The organism is Aristaeella lactis (assembly GCF_018118585.1).
Classification (GTDB): Bacteria; Bacillota; Clostridia; order Christensenellales; family Aristaeellaceae; genus Aristaeella; species Aristaeella lactis.
Window position 1 is genome coordinate 2,141,869 of record NZ_CP069421.1, and the last position, 22,621, is coordinate 2,164,489.

Here is a 22,621-nt window from a genome sequence, read left to right on the forward strand (position 1 = left end):
TCGTGGATGCTTTGATGTTTCAAGCGGAAATCAGGCGGATCGAGAAGTTGTTATACCGCATCGCCTGGTCCTACATGGGCAGCAACGCGGATGTTGAGGATGCGGTACAGGATGCATTGATCAAGGCCTGGGAGAAACGGGAATCCCTGCGGGACCTGAAGCAGTTCAGGCCCTGGATGTCCCGTATTCTTACAAACCAGTGCAAGGATCTCCTGCGTAAGCGCAAAAAATGGAACTTCTGTCCCCTGGAGGAAGCCGCGGCACAGGAAGCAAATGCTCCCGAACCGGATGCTCCCGTGCTGGAAGCGGTCAGCAAGCTGAAGCCTGAGCTCAGCCTGCTCATCACGCTTCATTATGTGGACGGCTACTCCATACAGGATCTGGCGAATACCCTGGGAATACCGGAAAGCACCGTCAAAACCCGTATGAGAAGCGCACGGAAACAGATAGGCAAAGCTCTCCTCGTTGAGCTGGAAGAGGAGGCGGAATAAATGAAGATTAATGAATTTAAAAACAGGCTGGCATCTGTAACCCCCGAAGTCCCGGAGCATTTCCACAACAGGGTGGAAATGACCCTGGAGAACATCGTGACGCAGGAGGCACAGATGAAAGAAAGTACAAAACAGGCGATCAAAACCGCCGGCCGTTTCAGCCGCCGCACGCTGGTCATCGCCATCGCGCTGATCCTGGCCCTTGGTGCCATCGCTTTCGCGGCGGTCCAGTGGCATCTGTTTGAGCGGGTTTCCATCTCCTACCTTACCGGCAAATCGCCGGTCAACGCTGACAGCATCATGCAGCGGGATGTCTATACAGAAACCGTGAATGACGTGGAGATCTCCATTCAGGAAGTGGGTTATGACGGCCGGATCCTGATGGTGCAGTACAAATACCAGATCCCGGATATGGACGAAGCTTTCGGGGTTACCCTTAGAGACCGTTATGGAGACAATATTCCGGAGGATGAGCTGAAAGAACAAGGCGGAGATCCAGACAAAGCTGTATCTGGCTGGAGCGATGAAGAAAAGATGTACGAAGTCCTGGCAGCCCATAACGTTGGCTGGTGGAACGATTCCATCTGGGTAAACGGTCAGGAAGTGAATGCGCCTGAAAGCTCAGAAATGGGGATGGACGGCACAACCGTTCCCGGCGAGATCATCTGCACCCTTGTCTGGCGGCTGAACAACAATGGCGTCATTGTAAACGGGCCTATCGAGATCAGCCTGCCCATCGGGGAATGTCAGCCCCTGGAGAATTACAGCAGGTCGAAGCATCCGGAACTGTGGGACGGAGATGACCTGAAGAAACCCGATAAAGGAATGATCACCTTCACCTACGATGCCGGTGATATCCAGTCCAAAGTGAAGACTTATCATCCCAACAAAGAAACAGTCCTGCCGGAAGTGACTGCTAAAGTCTCTGACGCGGCTTTCACGCCCCTGATGACCTATATCACCCTGGACCTGGAGGCCAATCCCGAAGCCATGGCTGCCTTCATTGAGGAAAACGGTGAAAATGTGGTGGATGAGGACGGCACCGTCCTGTGGCCCTATAAGCCCATGGATATGTTTGAAAGCTGGATTTGGAGCCTGGAACTGGTGGATAAGGACGGTAAACTGATCTTCCCTGGCAAGGGCGGCTGTGAAGGTTTCGGCGATGAATCTGCTGACTTCCTCTATCCGTACCTGGAGAATATCCCGGATGAACTGTACCTGGCCCCCGTTGAAGAAACGGAAGTGGATGAAAACGGAGAAAGCACAGGAAACGCAAAGGTGGATATGAGTCAGGCCGTGCTGGTAAAACCGGCAGACTGACCGCCGGTGTTATCTGACGGTACATATAAACTCTTTTCTTCCATGTTGCAGGAGGAATATCAATGAAAAGAATTACAGTACTTCTGTTATTGATACTGTGTCTGCCCTGTCTGGCAGCTGCTGACACTGAATACTGTACGATCAGTCAGGTCCGGAAACAGGCGGAAACCCTTGCTGACGGTACGATCGAAATAGAAACACTCAAAGGTCGTTATACTGTTTCCCTGGAGATTCCGGATGTTGAACAGATCCCGGTGATCACCATTGCACTTCCCAAACCCGATCAGGCTCCGCCGGTGCCGGAAGGCGGCAGTATAGAGGAACGCCGCCCCGGTAATGCGGGTTATATGACCGGCTGGTCTGTTCAGCTCAAAAAGGAACAAGTGGCTGGAACCCCGATCAGGGGTACCATGCGGATCAGTCAATACGGATTGGATGCACAGGCGGATGGAAGTCCGCTGACCATGGCCGAAGCCATTGCCTTTGCGGATCAGGCCCTGAATCCCAAAGACAGCAGTCCGGCATTCCGCATGCATCGCGCCTGGGCCAACTCCCGGCGGTACCGGGAAAAAGGCAGGAAGCCATCTGTGGATCAGCCGGTTGACAGTACCGGGTATTATTCATTGGAATATGAACAGGTTTTCCATGGTATTCCCTGTTATGGTCATATATCAGATTATTTTGCCTGGTTCAGTGACTATGACCGGCAGGGAATACTGCCTCACGGCCAATGCACATTCCATATCTTTTCTCCTGATTGCTATTGGTATAACCTCGACATGAGCAATGAATCAGGCGTCCTGGCTGAAGACATACCGCTCTGCCCGCTGTCCGCTGTCATAGAGGCACTGAAGCAGTCCTGCGGAAGCGGGATCAATCTCGAACCGATCAAACCCACAAGGCTGCGGCTTGTTTATCTCTCCCTGAACGATCCCGAAAACCGGAAAGGAGATCCGGTGCTGCTTCCCTATTGGGTGCTGGAAGATGATGATGACCCGGAAAGCGCAGCTCATATGGCAGCGCTCGTTAATGCCCAAACAGGTCTCCTGATCGATACTGACGCGCCAAAGGACAAAGGGCAGCGATCCGACGCCGTCTGGATCACCTGGGACGATGTCTAAGCCCAAAGACCGCGTTCATCTGAACGCGGTCCTTGTTATGCCAGCGTTTATTGCCTGCCCTGGTACAGACACCCGCGTCAGTCTGCCTGGTACTGGCTTCAGAGGCATATTTTGCAATATATTCCAACATATGGTAGTATAAAAAAGATGTTACGCATAAAACGTGCGATAAAAGAAACGAATGGAAAAGGAGCGATGAACCGATGAAGAAACTGTTCTCTCTGATCCTGGCTCTGTGCATGGCGTGCATGCTGATCCCCGCAATGGCGGAAGACAGCATTACAGGCGAATGGTATGCTTCCCTGGCCGGCGTGACGATGGTCATGAACCTTGCCGAAGACGGCACTGCGGAAATGTCCATGCCCGGTACTGAGAATGTGGCTGCCGGCACCTGGGTTCTCGACGGTGAAAAGATTACCGTAACCATTGAAGACTCCCCCGCGGAAGGCACCTATGCCGACGGTAAGATCACGCTGGGCGATGAAGATATGACCATGGTCTTCACCCGCGAAATGCCCCAGGGCATCCAGATCGCGGAAGTGAATCCTGCCGCCGCGGCGGAAGATTTTGACGGCACATGGAACATCGTCTATATTGGATACAACGGCACGGTCGTGGATGCTGCCGCCGCCGGACAGCAGCTCCCCGGCCTGGTGGTTGAAAACAGCACCATGAAGTTCACGGGTGAAGGCAGCCTGGCCCAGGTATTCGGAACCAATGCCCTGCCGCTGACCTATGCCGACGGAGCGCTCAGCATGTCCGTTGCTTTAGGTGAAACCTCTTACGGACTCAAGCTGGAAATGCTCCAGGATGGCATGCTGGCCCTGACTGCCAGCATGGGCGAAACGGGTGCCATTATGTATTTTGTTAAGGACGCCGCGGAAGAAGAACCCGCCGCCTGATCCTGACGGATAAACAATTGCCGTGCTCAATGTGAGCACGGCAATTGTTTTTATCCCCGATTGTTCAGATTGCTTACCAGTCGTTGTTTTCCACCCAGCCATAAGCTTCCACAGTGGTGGGCTCAATACCGTTGGCGGCGCAGAATTCCATCACCTTGCTGTCCACGCTGGTTACCAGGGTAATGGTGCTGTTGGCGCCCAGTTCATGGCGGAACAGCGATTCAGTGTTCAGATCCAGCAGATTGCCGTCAGCATCCTCCAGCACGAAAACCACTTCAATATTGGGCAGAGGCTCTTCCGAATCATTGATCACGGTAACACGCATAGTGTCACGTCCGTATTCTCCCTCCGCTTTCCTGAATTCAGGGTTGTCCAGCTTCACGGTTTTATCGGTGCTGAAATAAGCATCTGTCCTGGATTCAATCGTCGCTTCGTAGGTATAATTGCCGTTTTCCGCCAGGTCTGCAGTCATGGAAATAAAGGAGATCTCACCGGGTTCCAGGTATTTGGAACCGCAGGAAGACAGGTAGGTCGCCTCGCCCGCCTGGTTTCCGGAAGCATCCATCACCTTCAGGCTGCCGGTTCTGATAAACAGCGGAACAGAGGTGTTATTCTGGATCCTGGCGATATAGACTCCGCGGAAGCCGCTGTAGCTCTCAACCACCTTGAAGGTTCCCTTCACGATGGTTACGGCGGGATCCTCCTGCGCCGCGGGTTCGGCCGCCGGCTCAGCAACGGGTTCGGCAGCCGGCTCATCAGCGGGTTCAGCAGGAGGTTCGGCAGCGGGTTCGCCGGAATCTGCGGATGCAGATGCTGCTTCCATGATCCTGGAATATTCCGCGATAAAGTTCATGCCAATGGTTCTCACATCATCCTCAGTCATGCCTTCCGGCAGTTCAAACTCCTCGCCGCTCATCATACTGACGATGACGTTCATAGGCAGTCTGCCTTCCTCCCGGCCCAGGGAAAGCGGGAAAACATCGCTTTTCAGGCTCGTCCCGTCATAGACAAAGGTCAGCGGTTCGCCTTCAGCCGTAATGGTCACGTTGTCCCCGTCCACGGTCCATGTGCCTGTTGCTTCCACCTGGGAAGCAATATTGAGATTGGCTGTGCCGTCTTCATTCAGCAGGATATAGCCCAGGCTGACATCCGCCAGGGTCATATACCAGTTTCCGGAGGGGCCTTCGCCAAGGGCAGGTATAGCCGTCAGCAGCATGCACAGTACCAGCAGCAGTGCAGCGATCTTCTTCATTTGTTTTCTCCTTTCGGTTTGTATCAGTTTTTCAGGTTTTGCTGTGTATGTGATTATATCACAGAACGGCAGGCAGTGGATGTTCCGTTCTGTTCTTCCCTGTATTTTTTCAGCGGCAGCAGTTTTTGGCTTGCCTGAGCATTTCCCCTTTGATATAATATTGGGAGTGTTCCCAACTAATTGATAATGAACGGAGAGATACCCTATGCGTAAAAAAGCTCTTCTTGCACTCATGATGGCCGCTGTCCTGCTGCTGAGCGGCTGCGCCCTGATCCAGAAGGACCAGGCTGTTGACGATGCCACCGAGATTATCCGGATGGGCGACAAGGTTTACACCAAGATCCAGGTGAAAGCCGCAGCCCAGCAGGAGCTCATCAACAAGGCCCAAACATATTCCATGTTTGGCTATGCCTACGATATGACAGATCCTGCCAATATTGCCGAAGCGCAGGAAGCCGCTGTCAAGGCCCTGAAAGAGGACCTGACCCTGACCGCCAAGGCCGCTGAGCTGGGTTTTGATCAGCTGACAGACGAGGAACTGGAAGCCGTCAAGGCCAAGGCCCAGGAATCCTACGACAACATGGTGAATACCGCCAAGCAGTATGTCGAAGGCAAAGACGAAATGGATGAAGCCGCCCTCACCGAAGCTGCCGTGAAAATGGCTGAAGACGCGGGTTATACCATGGAAAACCGGACAGAGAGCGCCACCAAGGACGCGGTCTCTGCCAAGCTGAAGGAATACGCCGTCAAGGACGTTGCCGTCACAGATGAAGAGATTCAGGCTGAGTATGACAGCAAGGTCGAATCCAACAAGGAAACCTATGCTGAAAACGCCGCTTCCTGGGCCGCCACCGCGAACAACGGCTATACCACCCTGTACTACACCCCCGCCGGCGTCCGCCGCGTGAAGCAGATCCTGGTCAAATTCACGGAAGAAGACCAGACCGCCATCAAAGATGCCAACACAAAGCTGTCTGATGCCAATACCGCCCGAACCGCCGCGCAGGACAAGGTCGATGCCGCGCAGAAGGTCCTGGATACCGAGGGCATCACCGATGAAGAGAAAACCAAGGCCGAAGCGGATCTGACCGCAGCTAAGCAGGAACTGGATGAAGCTGACAAGGCCCTGCTGGCTGCCAACCAGGCAGTCACCGATGCCACAGACAAGGCCTTCGCAAACATCGATGAAAAAGCCGACACCGTTGTGGCCCAGCTGGCTGAAGGCGGCGACTGGCAGAAGCTGACGGACGAGTACAACGAAGATACCGGCATGAAGGATAATGAAAAGGGTTATGCCGTAGCCGCCGGAATGAGCGGCTTCGATGCTGCTTTCGTTGACGCCGCCATGGCGCTGGAAAAGATCGGCGATGTTTCTCCCAAGACCAAAGGACAGTACGGATATTACATCATCCGCTATGAAAGCGATGAAGCCGAAGGCCCCATCGCCCTCGATACCCTGAAAGAAACCATTTCCTCCTCCCTGCTGAATACGAAGCAGAATGACACCTACGAAGCTACTCTCGCTCAGTGGGTGGAAGAAGCCGGCATCAAGGTCGACATGAATGCCCTGAAGGACTGATCGATGCATGAAAGGGATGCCGCAAGGCATCCCTTTTTGCTTATTGTAAGGAGATAACCCATGCTTTATCCCTCCGTTGTTTTCCGGATGAAAGCCCGCGCGGCGCTGAAAGGCCACTGGCAGACAGCCCTGCTGGTAGCGCTGATCGTGAATCTGCCCACACTGCTGATGCAGGGCTTTTCCGCCTATACGGGAAATGACCTGATCACCCGCCTGCAGGCAGTGATGGTCGCTGCCAGCCGGGACGGCCTGATGACCCAGGATCTGCTGCTGAAGGAATTTGACGCCATCCTCGCAAGCACGAGTTTCTGGACCGTCCGCGGACTGGAAGTGCTGGCCTGGCTCATAACCCCCTGCCTGACCCTGGGTATGTACAAGTGGCTGATGGACCGTCTCCGCGGGCAGGAAGATCCGGTTGGCACCGTGCTGTGCCGGATGAAGCTGTTCCTGAAAGCCATCGGCCTGCAGCTCCTGATCATCCTGAAGATCCTCCTCTGGATGCTTCCGGGTATCGCCGCGGCAACAGCCCTGATGGTCCCGGTTTATCAGTCCGGCACCCTGCAGGGACGCCTGGCAGCCCTGCAGAACAGCTACAACATGACGCTTCCCGTTACGCTCCTGATTGTGGTTCCCGGCGCCATCGCCGCCCTGCGTTACGCCATGTCGGAATTCATCATGGCGGACGAACCCGGAGAGAAGATCCTCTCCTGCATCCGCCGCAGCAAGCAGCTGATGAAGGATAAGAAAAAGGATCTGTTCTTCCTGCTCTTCAGCTTTCTGCTCTGGTATCTGCTGGAGATGCTGATTGCCTCCATGCTGAACGGAGTGCTCTCCACGGTCTTCCAGATGCTGGCCGGTCTGGCCCTGAGCGTATACGCGGGCTGTTCCGTTGCCGCCTTCTACCTTTTCCTGTCCAGCGGCGAAAAAATCGTTCCGGAACCGGAAAACGAAGAATTGAATTAATGATCAAATAATTCAATTCCTGATAATTCAAAGGATGGCGCAGCCATCCATCCGCCATTATTCATTTTTCAGTTTTCAGTCTTCATTATTCAGTAGTGCCTGTCTGCAGGCACAATAATTCTGAATTATTGTGATATTGTGTTCTTTCCGTACTTTACTTGAGTTTCAAACAGTTTCAGATTATAATGACCGCATTGTATACAGAAACCGGAGTGATTGTCCATGCTGAGTTTTGATTCCACGACTAACCTGCTCATGCAGTCCAAATACCGCTACAGCCTTCAGGATGTGGCGGAACCCAACCTGTACCGGGAGATCTACGACTACGAACACGTGCCGAAGGTTGCCTTCAACCTCCGTCATGTTCCCATGCAGATGCCTGATGAGATCTGGATGACCGATACCACCTTCCGTGACGGCCAGCAGAGCGTCAGCCCCTTCACTCCGGAACAGATCCTGCACCTGTTCAAGCTCATGAGCCGCCTGGGCGGACCCAAGGGCATGGTGCGCCAGAGCGAGTTCTTCCTTTACACGGAGAACGACCAGAAGGCGCTGCACCTGTGCCAGGACGCCGGCCTTCAGTTCCCGGAGATCACCACCTGGATCCGGGCCAATGAAAAAGACTTTGAACTGGTCAAACAGGCCGGTGTCGCCGAAACCGGCGTGCTGGTTTCCTGCAGCGACTATCATATTTTCAATAAAATGCACCTGACCCGCCGCCAGGCCATGGATAAATACCTGGGCATCGTCAAATCCGCCCTGGAATACGGCATCCGTCCCCGCTGCCACTTTGAGGATATCACCCGGGCCGATTTCTACGGTTTCGTGGTTCCCTTCGCCGGCGCCCTGATGGATCTGAGCCGTGAGAGCGGAATCCCGATCAAGATCCGCGCCTGCGATACCATGGGCTACGGCGTCAGCTATCCCGGCACCGCGCTGCCCCGCAGCGTACAGGGCATCATCTACGGCCTGCGCCACTACGCGGAAGTGCCTTCCGAGCAGCTGGAATGGCATGGCCACAATGACTTCTACAAGGTCGTTTCCAATGCCGCCACCGCCTGGCTCCACGGGTGCAGCAGCATCAACTGCAGCCTGCTGGGTATCGGTGAGCGCACCGGCAACTGCCCGCTGGAAGCCATGGCGATTGAATACCAGAGCCTGCGCGGAGATGACGGCGGCATGGACCTGACCGCCATCACCGAGATCGCGGACTATATGGAGCGGGAGATCGGCCTGGAGATCAGCCCGCGGCAGCCCTTCGTCGGCCGCCACTTCAATGTGACCCGCGCCGGTATCCACGCCGACGGCATGCTGAAGGACGAGGAGATCTACAACATCTTCGATACCGCGAAGCTGCTGAACCGTCCCGCTTCCGTGGCTGTAGACAGCCGCGGCGGCACCGCTTCTGTTGCCCACTGGCTGAACAACTACTTCCGCCTGACCGGCGACAACACGATCGACAAGAACGATCCGCTGATCGTGGCTATGCGCGCGAAGGTCGATGAACTGTATGCCAAGGGCCGCAACACGGTCATGGGCGACGAGGAACTGGAAGTTATGGTTCGCCGCTGCGACCAGGACCGTTACGAAAAACTGCTGTTCCACAAGAGTAAGTAAGGCAAAAAGCCCGGAAATAATTCCGGGCTTTTTTTCAATGAAATATTAAACTTCGTCCAATGTGATATTTAGTTTCCCCTTTTCTCCAGTTCCAGGTTGATCCTCTGTGCCAGCTTCTTCTGCCGGCTGTACGATAACCCCCAGATGATAAAGGCAGTCACAAGCATAAGAAGAACTGCCAGTGCCGAACGAAGCAGGCCTTTATCTGTCGGGATCATGCCGGTAAGCAGCCCGATTCCCGCCATAATGATGCATCCGGTCACCAGGTAAACCGCAGTCTGCACGGACTGGCTCAGCTTCGGATTGGTGAAAATGACAGAAGCAAGGCCGAAACCGAGTCCGATTCCCAAAGCGCCGAGGGCCTGTTTGGTAACATAATAACCGGAAGAGGACCAGGCGCCCTCCGCATTAAGATCGTTGATCAGGAAGCTGAGTAAAAACAGGAACGAAGCAATAGCCACTGTCGTTTTGGTGTTTTTGATCACAAATGCTTTACGTTCTTTATTATTCATTGTTCTATCCTCCTATAATCCCAGATAGTTTTTAAGACCGGGCAGGTACTTCCGGGAAACGTAATCCGAAAGCCCGTTCTTCATCTTCAGCAGTAAGCTTCCTCCAAACCCGGCTTCCACGCTCTCCGCGAAGGAAAGGTTGACAGCGCAGGACTTGGATATCTGCATGAAGCTGCCTCCCGTCTGCTCCAGCACTTCATACAGGCGTTTCCGCGTACTGAATGCTTCCTTTTGCGTATAGAGCTTTGTTTCTCCGTCCTCAACCCGGACCATGCAGATCTCCTGTCCGGTAAGCAGGAACGTACGGCCGTTACGCTCCGCCAGCACAGGGGTGTCCTTTGCCTGCAGCACATCCAGGGCCCGCTGGATTTCCGATGTTAACTGATCCGTATAAATGACCGCCCGCGGAGGTTTGTTCTCCGGCGATACTTCAATCTTGACCTGCATTAAGAGATCTCCCTTCCTGTTGAGTGCGCATCAACTAAGTACAGGCATAGTATAAACAAAGAACCATATTCTGTCAGCAGTTTTGAGCCAAGAGGCAGATTTTGGCAGGTAAGATGCAGAAACTGATCCTCAAAAGCGGCGAATGGATCTTTTCATTGTACATTATCGTTGATTTATTTATAATAGAACGTGTTCATATGATATCATTTGTGGACTGTGAATCCTGTCACTGGATATTGAGGTGTTGTTTTGAAGAAGATTGTATTGACCGGCGGCGGTACCCTGGGGCACGTTACGCCTCACCTGGCGCTGATTCCCAGGCTGAAGGAAGCCGGATATGAAATCCACTATATCGGTACGGAAAACGGCATGGAAGCGCCGAAGATGCGCGCCGTGGAAGGAGTCACCTATCACGCGGTAAAGAGCGGCAAGCTCCGCCGTTATCACGACTGGAAGAACTTCACCGATCCCTTCCGGGTGATCGCCGGTGCGTTCCAGTCCGCCCGCCTGATGGGCAAAATCCGTCCGGATGTGGTGTTCTCCAAAGGCGGGTTCGTTGCTGTGCCCGTTGTCTTCGGTGCCTGGCTGCACCGCATCCCCGTGCTCTGCCATGAGAGCGACCTGACCCCCGGCCTGGCCAACAAGCTTTGCAAGCCCTTCGCCACCCGCTTTGCCACCACCTTCCCGGAATGCGCTGAAGCACTGGGAAAAAAGGCGGAAATGACCGGTACGCCCCTGCGTCCCGAACTGTTCCGCGGCAGCAGGGAAAAGGGGCTGGAACTGCTGGGCTTTAACGGGCAGAAACCCGTCCTGCTGATGATGGGTGGTTCCTCCGGCGCCCAGAGCGTAAACTTCTGCCTGCGGCAGGCACTGCCCCGGCTGACCGCTGATTTCGATGTGGCCCATATCTGCGGAAAGGGCAACCTGGATACGGAGCTGGAAGGAACAGCCGGATATAAACAGATTGAATTCCTGGATGCGGATCTTCCGGATGTGCTGGCCTGCACGGACCTCGTCCTCAGCCGCGCCGGCGCCAACGCCCTGTGTGAATTCCAGGCCCTCGGCCGTCCCATGCTGCTGATCCCCTATCCAAAGGGAGCCAGCCGCGGCGACCAGATCCTGAACGCAAAAAGCCTGGAAAAACGCGGCCTCTGCCGAGTGCTGCTCCAGGAAAACATGACGCCTGATTCCATGGTAAAGGCCATCGGTGAAACCTGGGCAGACCGGGAGAAACTGACCGCCGCACTGAAGGACGCTCCGCCTGCAGATGGCACAAACCGTGTTCTTGAGATGATTGAAGAAATCAGGAAGAAGTAACCCCCGCATCTGCAGTCGTCGCTTGCCCCGCAATCTCAGTCAGCGCAGCGGGCATTGCTGACGCTTCAACCCGCTGCTTGCTTCGGTAAGGAAACGCACACGCACCGCGGGCGGAATTCCCGCCTCGCGCACCGCGCGCGACAGGACTCCGGGTCACTTCCGCTTTCAGCGGACAGCCCACTGGGCTGCCGTTTTCCTCGCTCCCCACCCGCAAACGGAACACAGCGCGTGCTTGAGCTCATTGAAGAAGTACATAATTAAGTTTAAAAAGGCTGGAAACAGCCTTTTTTTCAATTCATAATTCATATTTTATATGGTTGAATCCATTCTGCCGCATAGTTGAGACGGAGCAGCATTACCGTGTCATCCTGAGCAAGGCCGCAGGCCGAGTCGAAGGATCTCCCACGGATTCAGATTGTTACCCGCCGCTTTTGCGGGCCACGGGGACGGTCCCACCGTCCCCGTGGCATCGCACTTGGTATGTCTTCTGCGGAAGACCATATATCATTCTGCATTCTGCATTCTGCATTGTTTCATGTAAATTCTGAAATCAGAATTCACATGAAACAAATCCCCCTCCATTTACGTCTTTTATGGTGGACAGCGGCTGTTTTTGTCCCTCAAAGCAGCGAAAAGTTACATGTTATTGCTCTAATTTTGCAAAAACGGATACATGTAACAGTCTTTTAAGAATTGCGAAACAGAGGGGAAACAATCGCCATTGACATAGATATGTTCGGTCGATATATTACAAATAACAAAAGAAGTCATCGGTCGTGCTTCAATAATTGCTGTTTTACGGGCACGGCCTCCGGGCGGATCATCCCGCCGTCATAAAAGGAGTGATTATCAGATGAAATCGACAGGAAGGAAACGCATCCTCTGTCTTTTACTCTGCCTGGCAGTCCTGATGCCCTGTGCATCCGCCCTGTCAGAGACCACGAAGGTCACAGGCTACCTGCTTCGCCTCCGCGATGAGGCGTCCACAGACGGCGAGGTGATCGACGCCTTCCCCCGCGGCACCACGGTCAAAATCCTGAAAAAGGGTGATACCTGGACCAAGGTCCGTGTGGACGGAAAAGAAGGCTACATGATGACCTGTTACCTCGCTTACAGCAAAGATACGCCGGAGGAAGAAAAGAGCGGGGTGACCGGCAAGAACTCCTCCTCAAAGTCTTCTTCTAACTCCTCTTCCAATACTTCTTCTAAGTCTTCTTCCTCCTCCAAAGCTGATAAAAAGGAGAAGACTTCCTCCGGCTCTACTATGTATATTATGAAGGGCGTCAAGCTGAACATGAGGGAAAAAGCGGACGGCGACTCTGATGTCATAACAAGCTTCCGGGGCGGCACCAAGGTTACTGTGCTGAAGAAGGGCAAGTACTGGAGCAAGGTCGAGATCAAGGGCTATGAAGGCTATGTCGCCACGGAATACCTGACAGACGAAAAATAATATGGTTCCTGAACAAAACAGCGTTTCGGTTTAAAACCGAAACGCTGTTCTTGTTCTTAGTTTCTGGTTGAATCCATATTCCGTAAAAGATCTCTCCATGCGGCCTGCGGCCTTAGTCGAGATGACACCATAGAGCCACTGGATATCCCTCCTGTTCAACCATATATAATTCTGAATTGTTGAGCAGTTGTCCAAATCTATGATTTGGGTAACAACTGCCATGCTACAGTCGTCAAAGGCGCAAAGTGGCTTTGGTAACGGCGATCGCAGAATTCTTAATTCTGAATTATTTAATTGTTCTTATCCGCTCCATGATCCTGTCAGACAGGAACTGCTTGAAGGGTGTCAGCGGCTCCGTGGAAGGAGCAGCGCCGTCCGGGAGGAACTTCATGGTGCAGGGCGCCTCCCCGCTCCAGGGCTCCCAGCGGGGCAGCGTCAGGCCGCAGAGATCCTCGCCGTTCGGATCACCGGTTTTGATAAAGTTGCAGAAGTAGTCGCACATCTGCCGGGCCAGGTCGTAATGCCGGCCGGTGAAAGGCCTCCAGCACTTGGCCAGGGTTTCAAACCAGAACCACAGGTCGGAAGAATGGAACGTGCCGGGATTGTCCCATCCGGGCATGTCCGGATCAAACAGGTAGCAGTAGCCCTTCCTGCCGGCCTTCGCGGTTTCTGTCAGAACACCCTTCACCGTACACTCGATGCCGCTGGCCGGCGCGTAGCCCTGGCCGGATACAGCCGCCCGGGTTTCCGGGAAGGCCATGAATTCATCCGCCTTGTCCCCGAAGAGTTTCACAGCCGCTTCCTTCAGTTTGACTTCGTTTTTCACTTCGATACTGTTCAGGAACTCGTCGGACGTGTTGCCCGCCATCATGACGGCATCCACGCATTCTCCCCGGGTATACAGGGCAATGGGATCCCCGACGCAGAACTTATCATCCTGCACGGTAAAGAAAGGCTGATGGCCTTCCATATATTTCTCATAGCTGCGCTGCAGGGTCACCGCGTCCATGGCACGGGCTTCCTCCAGGGTCTTCACACCCAGGAACTCAAAGAAGTCCAGGCCCTTCTTTTCCGCCTGCTTCAGCAGTTCCGGACGGCCCACCTCCCGGCGAAGATAGGGGTCAAAGATCATAGCGCTCATCACCACCGCGCCGGAGAACAGGCCTTCATTGGCCTTGCAGGCCAGCTGGGACATAACGCTTCCGCCGCCGGCGGACTGTCCGGCAATGGTCACCTTCTTCGGATCGCCGCCGAAGGCCGCGATATTCCGCTGCACCCAGCGAAGTCCCGCCTGCTGGTCCAGGTTACCGAAATTGGCCGGAGCGTCCTGCTGTTCCCGGCTGATCTGCGGATGGGTCAGGAAACCCAGGGCGCCGACCCGGTAATTGACCGTGACCACCACGATCCCGCGCCGCGCGATGCGTTCCCCGTCAAACTCCATTTCCGCCGGATAACCGCACTGGAGGCCGCCGCCGAAGAACCAGACCAGCACGGGCATCTTCTCTCCGGGCTCTTTTGCCTTTGTCCAGACGTTAAGGTAGAGGCAGTCTTCTCCCATCGGGATTTCCGGATCCACATGCCACTCCCGGCAGTAGATATCATCTCCCAGGCCCGGGATCCACTGCATGGAGATCGGCGCAAAGCGGGAGCAGTCCCGCACGCCCGCCCAGTTCTCACAGGGCTGTGGTGCCCGCCAGCGGTTTTTTCCCGTGGGCGGCGCGGCAAAGGGAATTCCCTTGAAGGCTGTAATACGCGGATCCGCCGCTTCAATGCCCCGCACAACACCGTTTTCGGTTCTTACCTGACGCAACATAACAAAACCTCCCGGTTTTTCAATGCACAATGCATAATGCATAATGATATAGTGTTTTCTCCAGCCTGAAACAACTGCAGGCTGTAAGTAACCATCACATTCCGCGTATGCGGAATATTTCACATTGAACGGCTTGCCGTTCAATATTTCACACTTCCGCTTAAAATGTCATCCTGAACAAACGGTGCACAGAGAGCGCAGTTGAAGGATCTCCATTTCATTTTGCCGGTGCAACACACCAGCAGCCCCACGGTCCCGGCAAAACCCGTTCTTCCTGCTCCCACGGCAGATCTTTATCCGCCTGCACCGGCTTGACCTTTTCCGGATCCAGGATCATATGCAGTCTCTTCAGATCCCTGCCGAACGCGAAGGGTGCTTTTTCCGCGAAGCTGAAGACCGTTTCTCCCGTTTCCTCGTCCAGGTCGATATCGAACCAGGCGTTCTGCCCTTCTTTGTCAAAGCCGAAGAACTCCTGCCAGGACTTGAGATCCAGGCAGTTTTCCGGTTCCGGATACATCACCCGCAGGTAGCCGCCCTGCATTTTCACATACAGGTTGCCCTCCGCCTCGTTGTCCTTTGTCGGGAAATCAATGGCCGCCTCCCCGCAGTCGTAGAAGATGTTGTTCCGGATCTTCGCGTCCCGGGAAGTGCCGCCCCGCAGCATTCCGTGCATGCGGAAGGGCACAGGTTTAAGATAGTATCCGCTGTGGCGGCAGCAGCCGATGAGGTTATGGGACACATGGAGCCGGTCCGTTCCCTCCCCGTAGACACCGTAGCCGTTCACCGCTTCGTTCTCCTGGAGCTTATACCATCCGGAGGAGCCGGGCTCAGCCGGCACCTTTGCCGGATCAAACCGGCCCTCCACATTCCAGATGATATTGTGATCGATCAGGTTGATCCCTTCCCGGGTGCACTCGATAAAGATTGCTTCCCGCTGCTCAATGCCGTTCAGGAACAGGTTGCCTGTGATCCGGTTGTTCTCATTGCCGCAGTCCAGCCAGAGGTGATCCGCCCGGAAAGTATTCCGGAAAACATTGTTCCGGATCAGGCCGTTCACGCTGTTATGCAGCTTGATGGCTCCGGCCTCCCAGCTCAGCTCCATCTTCTGCCAGCCGGTTCCCTCAATGGTGTTGCCTTCTATCAGCATCCGTTCCGCGAACATCCCGGCAATGCCGCAGACGCCGGCGTCCTGGATGGTGCAGTTCCGGATCACGCTGTATCCGATGATCTCGTCCGGCCGGTGGGTATGATGCCAGCATTCATTGCCAATATCGATCGCCACGCCGTTTGTCCAGTATACCGTGCATCCTTCGATGATCCAGTGATGTCCCCGGTACGCGGAGATGGCTCCGCGCTGCGGCACCGGCGCGCCGGTGGCCGCATGCTCACAGACCAGGTCCTTCACCCGGATGTAGTTCAGGAAAGGTTTGTCCGGCGCAAAGCACTGCTCCCGCACGGTCACCTCGATCCGGTGATCCTTCGGGTTCTCGTCATACGCCAGGCGGAAGTGGACTTTCTGGCCGTTCGCCTCCACCCAGTAGGTATTGTCTTCCTGCGCCATCCCACCGTAAAGCGGTACCTGCTTCAGCGGCTTGCCGTCGCAGAAAACGCAGCCCCGCCGGTTCAGGTAGGTGGTCATGTCCGTTTTGTCATACTCGATGAACAGCCGGTCATGCAGGATGTTCACCGCGCAGAAGGGATTGTAGCCCCGGAACAGGTCCGGATCCAGGTCATATTCCCAGACACGAACGTTCTCCGGCTGCTCTGCTCCCCAGCCCCGGTTCAGCATCCAGCCCTCGCTGGGGATAAAGTCTTTCACTTCCTCCGAGGCGCTGATGACCACGTCACCGTCGCCAAAGGCTTCATAGGAGATCATATGCCGGGGATCCGTGCCGCCCATGGCAGGCTTCACGCATTCCCGGTAAAGCCCGGCGTGGATCCGCACCCGGGTACCCGGCGTTGCTTCCGACGCTGCCCGGCCAATAGTCCGGAACGGCCTGGCCTCACTGCCGTCATTATCATCCGAGGCGGCAGGATCCGAGGAACTGACAAACAGTTCCCTTTCCCATACAGGTTCGGTTTCCCAGAATTCAAAGGTGCTGCCATCCGGCAGAAGGGCGGAATAATCCTTTTCCATCTTTGTTCTCCTTGATTGTTCTGTAATTCTGTTTCGCCATATGTACTATAGCATGAAGAGGATTATTCCACCTTCCTGTTTTTTGTTGTCCGCTTCCCGTTTTTTGACTTTCTCTGGAATGAATTGGGGCGCTCCGTACGGAGCGCCCCGGAGTGGATAAACTGATTATTTGCCGAGAGCCGCTTTCTTCATGTCAACTTCAACCTGGTAAGCAGCCACGTCGTTCTCGAACAGCTTGTCATAGTCGAAGCCGTCGAGTTCTTCGATCATCTCGTCCCACAGGGCTTCGAATTCAGCGTCATCCTTCGCGAAGATCGCCTTCCAGGTGTATTCGCACAGTTTGCCGTTGATTTCGGGACGCAGGGACTTGATTTCGCCTTCATCCTTGGGAGCGGCGAAGCCAACGTTGGGGCTGGGCTCGAGCATGCCGTTCTTCAGCATGTAGTCCACAGCGTTCTCAGCTCCGAAGTGCTCCTGCCACTCAGCCTTGGTCTTGTCCTCTTCCTTCTCCTGAGCCTTGTAGGAAGCCCAGAACTTGGTGGGGAAGCGTTCGTTGGTCAGCGGGTTCACGCAGATGGAAGCGCCGATCCACTGGTTGATCGCGTTGTTACCATCGCTGTAGCCCACAACACCGTCTTCACCGACATACTCTTCCGGAACCGGCAGGTTGGCGGACAGGGCATCGTCATGCAGCACAGAGAATGTGCCGTCTTCGTTCACGGTGTAGTTCAGGCCTTCGATACCGACATGCTGGAAGGTCATGCCTTCGGGGCTGGCGTACCAGTCGAGGAAGTTGAGGATCAGGTCATACTTATCGCCTTCGACCTTGGATCCCACGCCGAACATACGGGCGGTTCCGTAGTAGGCATCGGATTCAGCATAGTACTTGGAATCAGTGATCGGGATCCAGAAGAAGGTTTCGCCCTTGGACTTCAGCGGCACGCCGTCGGCGTCCTTGTTGTTGTTGGTAAAACCAACGGACCAGTTGTACCACAGCAGGTCAGCCTGGCCATTGATCCACTTGTTCATAACAGAGTTCCAGTCCTGGGAACCGGAGTCCGGATCCACCAGGCCCTTCTGGTACAGGTTGTTCAGGAACTTGGTGGCCTTGTAGTAGGCGCCGGCACGGTCATAAACCTTCAGGAAGGTTTCGCCGTCAGCCTGCAGCAGGGCGCTGCGCTTCATCTTCTGGCCATACCAGGGGGTGATGTGGGTCACGTTCGCGGGACCGGACATATCGTCGTTGTTGTCCCAGTCAGCCCACAGGGTCACGGCGTAGCAGGGATCGCCGGCATCGGTGGTCTTGTGGATCTCATGGATAGCGGCCAGAGCGTCAACCAGGCCGTCCAGGTCCTTGATTTCCGGAGCGCCGATCGCTTTGTACAGGTCCCAGCGGAGCATGGGGCTGTCCGGAACCACGTCGTCGGTCAGGGAAGAGGGAGAAGTATCGGTCATTTCGGAAGGAATGCCGTAGAACTTGCCTTCTTCACCGGTCAGTTCCTTGTTGTAGTGTTCGATCTGATCCTTGAACCGCATGAGATTCTCTTTTCCGGTAATCTCATTGATCTCGCGGACCAGGCCGGCCTGGACCAGGTTCGGGAATTCGCTCTTGTCAACGATCACGATGTCACCCAGATCGCCTTCTTCAGCGCGGGTTGCGTAGATCTCCTGACCGGCAACCTGCGGAGCGACGATGTCCAGGACGATGTTGAAGCGATCTTTAACAACCTTGGCAAACCAGCCCTTCTGGATGCCATGATAGTTAGCCGCAGCATCATAGATTGTGATGGTGATGGGTTCTTCTCCCTCAGCCATCGCGCTGATGGTGACCATGCCCAGGAGCATAGCGATCGTCAGCAGAACAGACAGAAACCGTTTCATAGTTGTACCTCCTTTAATTTATGATGAAAGGACTCTCTTGTCCCCATCTTCAGAATTGAACCGCAACCTCAGTCGGCGCAGTTGGCTTCGCTGTCGCTTCAGCCCTCTGCTTGCTTCGGTAAGGGTTCGCGCGCGCACCGCGGGCGGGATTCCCACCTCGCGCACCGCGCACGACAGGACTCCGGGTCGCTTTTGACTTCGTCAAATGCCCCACCGGGGCACCGCTTCCCTCGCTCCCCTCCTTTTTTCTATGATAAAGGCATTCTTGCCTTCACCTACACAGTTGATTAGCAAAGGTCATTGCTATATGTCATTCCGACCAAAGGCGCAGCCTGCGTGGAGGAATCCCTTACTAAAATTATCGTTACTCTAGCATGCAACAGTAAACCGGAATAATTGATCTGGACGTTTATTCAGTTAATCGGTCACACTCGGAATTGTTATGAATGCCTGTAATTATTCGTATTCAGTCGGTATTAACCATCTGTCATTGTTCATTGTTCATTGTTCATTTGATCGGTGTGGCTCAAAGGCATCCTCCGCAACCTCAATCGGCGCGACTCCCCACCGGGGAGCTCGCTTGTTTCGGTTGAATTCACATTCGATGAAATTTCCGCCACTGGCGGTCATCGAATGTTCATCCTTTGACCGCGCCGATCATAATCCCCTTGGTGAAGTACCGCTGGAAGAAGGGATAGATCATCATAACCGGGACCACAACCACCACCGTAACCGTCATACGGATGGAAGTAGCTGTTGCCGCGGTGGCAAGCGCGCCGGCAATATCGGTTGTCGTCGTACTGCTGCTGATCTTGATGCTGCTGGCCTGGGTAATATACTGATACAGCTTGTACTGCAGGGTGTCCAGGTCACGGCGCTTGGTCATCAGGAGCAGGGTGTCCTGGAACGCGTTCCACTGGTTCACAGCCGCGAAGATCGCGATTGTCGCCAGGATCGGTTTGATAACCGGAAGCATGATCCGGAAGAAGATCCTCAGTGTACCGGCGCCGTCTATTTCCGCCGCGTCCTGCAGCGCCTGCGGCACCCCTTCGCAGTAGGTTTTACACAGGATGATATAGAACGGCTGGACCACCGTCGGGAAGATATATCCCCAGAAGTTGTTGGTCATCCCGATGGTCTTCATGGCCAGGTACCACGGAATGATACCGGCGTTGAAGTACATCGTGATTGCCACGAACCGGTACCAGAATTTCCGCTTCCACAGTGTCTGACGGGTGAACATGTATCCCAGGAAAGCGGCAATCATCACCGTAAACAGGGTGCCCACCACCGTACGCAGCACGGAAACCACCGCGGCGTCGGTCAGTCCGGGAATCGTGGACAGGTTCTTATAGTTGGTGAAGTGAATCTCCTGCGGCCAGAAAATGACCTTGCCGCGCTCACTCAGGTTGTTGGCGCTGATGGAGTTGATGATCAGGTAATAGAAGGGGAAAACACATACGAAGGCAAAGAACGCGTATACGATGTAGGTGATTACATCGATCACCTTATCGCTGAAACTGCGCTGGATATGACTTTTCCTGGGTTCCGCGTGGGCTGTCAATGTAATTCACCTCCCCTTTGTCAGATAAAGTTCTCGCCGCGGATCAGCTTGGACAGGCCGTTCGCGCCGGCAAGCAGTCCGATGCTGACGATGCTCTTGAGCATGCTGATGGCTGTGGACAGCGGATAGTTGCCTGCGCCTTTATGGGCGATATTGTACACATACAGGTCCAGCACTTCGATGTATTCCTTGTTGAAGTTGTTCTGGAATACATAGTACTGCTCCATGCCGTTGTTCAGGAAACTGGCGATGTTCAGCATAACGATCACGAAGAACGTGGGCAGGATGCTGGGGATCGTGATCCGCCAGATGATCTGCATCCGGGTCGCGCCGTCCACCTTGGCCGCCTCGATCATCTGCTCGTCAATGGCGGAGATCGCGGCCAGGTACATAATGGCGGCCCATCCGGCGTTCTTCCATGTCAGCCACAGCCACATCCTGAACCATACATGCTCCGAGGATTTCAGGAACGCGATGGGTTCGGAGATCAGCCCCAGATCCGTCATAATGGTGTTGACCGCGCCGGTGGAGCTGAAGACGTTGAACGCGATGGAGAACACAAGCACCCAGGAGATAAAGTTCGGCAGCGTGGTCGCCGTCTGGACGAATTTCCGGTAGGGCTTGCACTTGATCTCATTGAGGAACACCGCGAAGATCATCGGGAACCAGGAGAACAGGAGCGAGATCCCGCTCATGGCGAAGGTGTTCCGCAGTACCCTCAGGATATCCTTAACACGTGCGGGTTTGGAAATGATGTAGTTGAACCATTTGAAACCCACAAAGTTTTCGGCGCTGATCGGGAACGGGGGTTCATAGTCGTGGAATGCGTATCTCCATCCGTAAAGCGGGAAATAGGAAAACACCGCGACTAAAAGAATAAAGGGCAGGATATACAGGAATTCCTGATAGGAACGCCGCTTTTTGTAATCGATCCTTCTTCCGGAATCCCGCATATTTCCACCTCTTTTCCGAATAGTTCTGAATCCTTCAGGCGAGAGCAATATCTGTTTACATTTTTCATTATCTCTGTCGTGTACTCCTTATTTATAGCAGGAAGAACGTTAACCCACAACGACTTTTTTTGAGAAGTATGGGACAAATTTTGCTTTTTATAGTTTAAAATTATTTGCATTTTGTTCGATTTGGTTTACAATAAGTCAGAACGCACCTGTTTATCGTATAATACAGGACAAAGAATGCAACTGCGCAAAAACGGAGGAACCAGACTGTGAATACGTTCTATGAACAGCGTCCGGAGCAACTGTTTATCGGTGAAATGACACACCACACCTTCCCTGCCCACGTTCATTCCGTGGCGGAGCTGGTGGTCATAACCCGGGGTACCGTCGTCGTCACGATTGATGAGGTCCGGTATAAGCTCGATCCGGGAGATGCCTTCATCGTCTTCCCCCTGGTGCCTCACAGCTATGATGAACTGAGTGAGGATTCCAACGGGGTCACCGCCATCTTCCCTCCGGAGATCATTCCGGAATACGCCGGCACCTTCCATGGTCTTCAGCCGGAATGCCCCCTGCTGCGTGCCGGGGATACCTGTCTGGACCTCCGGCTGGCCGTGGACCGGCTCAGCCATCTGAACATGGAGGAAAACCTGCCCCTGTGCGTCTCCTACCTGCATGTGCTGCTTGCCGGCCTGCTCCACAGCCTTTCCTACCGTCCGGTCTATGATTACAGTGAAAAGGAACTGGGCCACCGGATCATCCACTATATATCCGAGCACGCTTTTGAGGAGATCACCCTGGAAAGCGCTTCCCGTGCGCTGGGGATCAGCGTCTCCCACCTTTCCCATTTCTTCTCGGAAAGGATGCATACCAATTTCCGCCGGTTTATCAACGCCATCCGGATCAGCCGCGCGCGCCTGCTGATGCGGGATCCGAACATGACGCTGACCGAGATCAGCGATGCCTGCGGCTATACCAACATGCGCACCTTTCGCCGCGCCTTCCAGTCGGAGCTGGGATGCCTGCCCTCCGAGCACATGGAGTCCCTGCGCAGCCGGATCACCGATCCGGGTGAAGCCCGCATCCGGAACTCCGACATGCAGTTCATCCTTCACAGCGCAGACTTTAATTAATTCAGAATTCATTTTGTCCGGCTATAGTCTGAAACTATAGCTCTTTATAGAATATAGCTTTCCCTGAATACACAAAAAGCGCATACATTTCACCCCAAAAACTGATATATTATTCAAGGCGCTGTTTATACAGTGTTCCATATTTAATCTGTCCATTCTTAAT

Annotated in this window: 18 protein-coding genes; 10 read left to right on the top strand and 8 right to left on the bottom strand. The window is 54.3% G+C overall.

Annotated features, from left to right (window positions below; genetic code table 11):
• Positions 1-14 precede the first annotated feature (14 nt).
• The 4 genes from JYE50_RS10060 (at position 15) to JYE50_RS10075 (ending at position 3,834) form a co-directional block, all read left to right on the top strand.
• Positions 15-491, top strand: coding sequence for an RNA polymerase sigma factor (locus JYE50_RS10060; protein ID WP_084095406.1), 477 nt, complete (start codon positions 15-17; stop codon positions 489-491).
• A complete protein-coding gene (locus JYE50_RS10065; RefSeq protein WP_084095407.1) occupies positions 492-1,811 on the top strand; it encodes a DUF4179 domain-containing protein in 1,320 nt (439 codons plus the stop codon). It begins immediately after the preceding gene.
• A gap of 62 nt (positions 1,812-1,873) precedes the next feature.
• Positions 1,874-2,932 (top strand): hypothetical protein, encoded by a 1,059-nt coding sequence (locus tag JYE50_RS10070; RefSeq protein ID WP_084095408.1) that lies wholly within the window; start codon positions 1,874-1,876, stop codon positions 2,930-2,932.
• A 203-nt stretch (positions 2,933-3,135) separates the two neighbouring features.
• Entirely contained in the window at positions 3,136-3,834 is a 699-nt protein-coding gene (locus JYE50_RS10075; protein ID WP_084095409.1) for a DUF2147 domain-containing protein, read from the top strand.
• A 73-nt stretch (positions 3,835-3,907) separates the two neighbouring features.
• Here JYE50_RS10075 and JYE50_RS10080 read toward each other — a convergent pair whose 3' ends face one another.
• The gene (locus JYE50_RS10080) at positions 3,908-5,086 is read right to left on the bottom strand and encodes a hypothetical protein (protein ID WP_084095410.1); all 1,179 of its coding nucleotides are present in this window, start codon (positions 5,084-5,086) and stop codon (positions 3,908-3,910) included.
• A gap of 205 nt (positions 5,087-5,291) precedes the next feature.
• Here JYE50_RS10080 and JYE50_RS10085 point away from each other — a divergent pair, with 205 nt between their 5' ends.
• The 3 genes from JYE50_RS10085 to JYE50_RS10095 all read left to right on the top strand — a co-directional run bounded on the left by JYE50_RS10085 (position 5,292) and on the right by JYE50_RS10095 (position 9,245).
• Complete coding sequence (locus tag JYE50_RS10085; protein ID WP_084095411.1) at positions 5,292-6,665, top strand: peptidylprolyl isomerase; 1,374 nt, start codon at positions 5,292-5,294, stop codon at positions 6,663-6,665.
• 60 nt (positions 6,666-6,725) lie between these two features.
• Positions 6,726-7,628, top strand: coding sequence for a DUF975 family protein (locus JYE50_RS10090; RefSeq protein ID WP_084095412.1), 903 nt, complete (start codon positions 6,726-6,728; stop codon positions 7,626-7,628).
• Positions 7,629-7,850: 222 nt separating this feature from the next.
• Positions 7,851-9,245 (top strand): hydroxymethylglutaryl-CoA lyase-like TIM-barrel protein, encoded by a 1,395-nt coding sequence (locus JYE50_RS10095; protein WP_084095413.1) that lies wholly within the window; start codon positions 7,851-7,853, stop codon positions 9,243-9,245.
• Between the two features lie 68 nt (positions 9,246-9,313).
• On the opposite strand, the gene JYE50_RS10100 is transcribed toward JYE50_RS10095, so the two are convergent.
• The gene (locus JYE50_RS10100) at positions 9,314-9,757 is read right to left on the bottom strand and encodes a DUF3021 domain-containing protein (protein WP_084095414.1); all 444 of its coding nucleotides are present in this window, start codon (positions 9,755-9,757) and stop codon (positions 9,314-9,316) included.
• Positions 9,758-9,769: 12 nt separating this feature from the next.
• A complete protein-coding gene (locus tag JYE50_RS10105) occupies positions 9,770-10,204 on the bottom strand; it encodes a LytTR family DNA-binding domain-containing protein (RefSeq protein WP_084095415.1) in 435 nt (144 codons plus the stop codon).
• A 249-nt stretch (positions 10,205-10,453) separates the two neighbouring features.
• Here JYE50_RS10105 and murG point away from each other — a divergent pair, with 249 nt between their 5' ends.
• A complete protein-coding gene (murG, locus tag JYE50_RS10110) occupies positions 10,454-11,521 on the top strand; it encodes an undecaprenyldiphospho-muramoylpentapeptide beta-N-acetylglucosaminyltransferase (protein WP_084095416.1) in 1,068 nt (355 codons plus the stop codon).
• 853 nt (positions 11,522-12,374) lie between these two features.
• Complete coding sequence (locus tag JYE50_RS10115; protein ID WP_084095417.1) at positions 12,375-12,971, top strand: SH3 domain-containing protein; 597 nt, start codon at positions 12,375-12,377, stop codon at positions 12,969-12,971.
• Between the two features lie 286 nt (positions 12,972-13,257).
• On the opposite strand, the gene JYE50_RS10120 is transcribed toward JYE50_RS10115, so the two are convergent.
• The 5 genes from JYE50_RS10120 to JYE50_RS10140 form a co-directional block, all read right to left on the bottom strand.
• The gene (locus JYE50_RS10120; protein WP_084095595.1) at positions 13,258-14,784 is read right to left on the bottom strand and encodes a carboxylesterase/lipase family protein; all 1,527 of its coding nucleotides are present in this window, start codon (positions 14,782-14,784) and stop codon (positions 13,258-13,260) included.
• Between the two features lie 217 nt (positions 14,785-15,001).
• Positions 15,002-16,921 carry a right-handed parallel beta-helix repeat-containing protein gene (locus JYE50_RS10125; RefSeq protein ID WP_084095418.1) on the bottom strand — a complete coding sequence of 640 codons (1,920 nt, stop codon included), beginning with the start codon at positions 16,919-16,921 and terminating at the stop codon, positions 15,002-15,004.
• Between the two features lie 165 nt (positions 16,922-17,086).
• On the bottom strand, positions 17,087-18,802 hold the full coding sequence (locus JYE50_RS10130) for a type 2 periplasmic-binding domain-containing protein (protein ID WP_084095419.1): 1,716 nt from the start codon (positions 18,800-18,802) through the stop codon (positions 17,087-17,089).
• Between the two features lie 637 nt (positions 18,803-19,439).
• Positions 19,440-20,366 (bottom strand): carbohydrate ABC transporter permease, encoded by a 927-nt coding sequence (locus tag JYE50_RS10135; RefSeq protein ID WP_283399177.1) that lies wholly within the window; start codon positions 20,364-20,366, stop codon positions 19,440-19,442.
• A 20-nt stretch (positions 20,367-20,386) separates the two neighbouring features.
• On the bottom strand, positions 20,387-21,319 hold the full coding sequence (locus JYE50_RS10140) for an ABC transporter permease subunit (protein ID WP_084095420.1): 933 nt from the start codon (positions 21,317-21,319) through the stop codon (positions 20,387-20,389).
• Between the two features lie 275 nt (positions 21,320-21,594).
• Between JYE50_RS10140 and JYE50_RS10145 the strand changes: the two genes are divergently transcribed.
• A complete protein-coding gene (locus tag JYE50_RS10145) occupies positions 21,595-22,458 on the top strand; it encodes a helix-turn-helix transcriptional regulator (protein WP_084095421.1) in 864 nt (287 codons plus the stop codon).
• Positions 22,459-22,621 lie beyond the last annotated feature (163 nt).

Bases quoted from the DNA above. Each gene is read 5' to 3' on its own strand.
- JYE50_RS10115 (WP_084095417.1), top strand. From the start codon at position 12,375: ATGAAATCGACAGGAAGGAAACGCATCCTCTGTCTTTTACTCTGCCTG.
- JYE50_RS10095 (WP_084095413.1), top strand. From the start codon at position 7,851: ATGCTGAGTTTTGATTCCACGACTAACCTGCTCATGCAGTCCAAATAC.
- JYE50_RS10105 (WP_084095415.1), bottom strand. From the start codon at position 10,204: ATGCAGGTCAAGATTGAAGTATCGCCGGAGAACAAACCTCCGCGGGCG.
- JYE50_RS10070 (WP_084095408.1), top strand. From the start codon at position 1,874: ATGAAAAGAATTACAGTACTTCTGTTATTGATACTGTGTCTGCCCTGT.
- JYE50_RS10120 (WP_084095595.1), bottom strand. From the start codon at position 14,784: ATGTTGCGTCAGGTAAGAACCGAAAACGGTGTTGTGCGGGGCATTGAA.
- JYE50_RS10140 (WP_084095420.1), bottom strand. From the start codon at position 21,319: ATGCGGGATTCCGGAAGAAGGATCGATTACAAAAAGCGGCGTTCCTAT.
- JYE50_RS10080 (WP_084095410.1), bottom strand. From the start codon at position 5,086: ATGAAGAAGATCGCTGCACTGCTGCTGGTACTGTGCATGCTGCTGACG.
- JYE50_RS10130 (WP_084095419.1), bottom strand. From the start codon at position 18,802: ATGAAACGGTTTCTGTCTGTTCTGCTGACGATCGCTATGCTCCTGGGC.
- JYE50_RS10065 (WP_084095407.1), top strand. From the start codon at position 492: ATGAAGATTAATGAATTTAAAAACAGGCTGGCATCTGTAACCCCCGAA.
- JYE50_RS10085 (WP_084095411.1), top strand. From the start codon at position 5,292: ATGCGTAAAAAAGCTCTTCTTGCACTCATGATGGCCGCTGTCCTGCTG.
- JYE50_RS10090 (WP_084095412.1), top strand. From the start codon at position 6,726: ATGCTTTATCCCTCCGTTGTTTTCCGGATGAAAGCCCGCGCGGCGCTG.
- JYE50_RS10075 (WP_084095409.1), top strand. From the start codon at position 3,136: ATGAAGAAACTGTTCTCTCTGATCCTGGCTCTGTGCATGGCGTGCATG.
- JYE50_RS10060 (WP_084095406.1), top strand. From the start codon at position 15: ATGTTTCAAGCGGAAATCAGGCGGATCGAGAAGTTGTTATACCGCATC.
- JYE50_RS10100 (WP_084095414.1), bottom strand. From the start codon at position 9,757: ATGAATAATAAAGAACGTAAAGCATTTGTGATCAAAAACACCAAAACG.
- JYE50_RS10125 (WP_084095418.1), bottom strand. From the start codon at position 16,921: ATGGAAAAGGATTATTCCGCCCTTCTGCCGGATGGCAGCACCTTTGAA.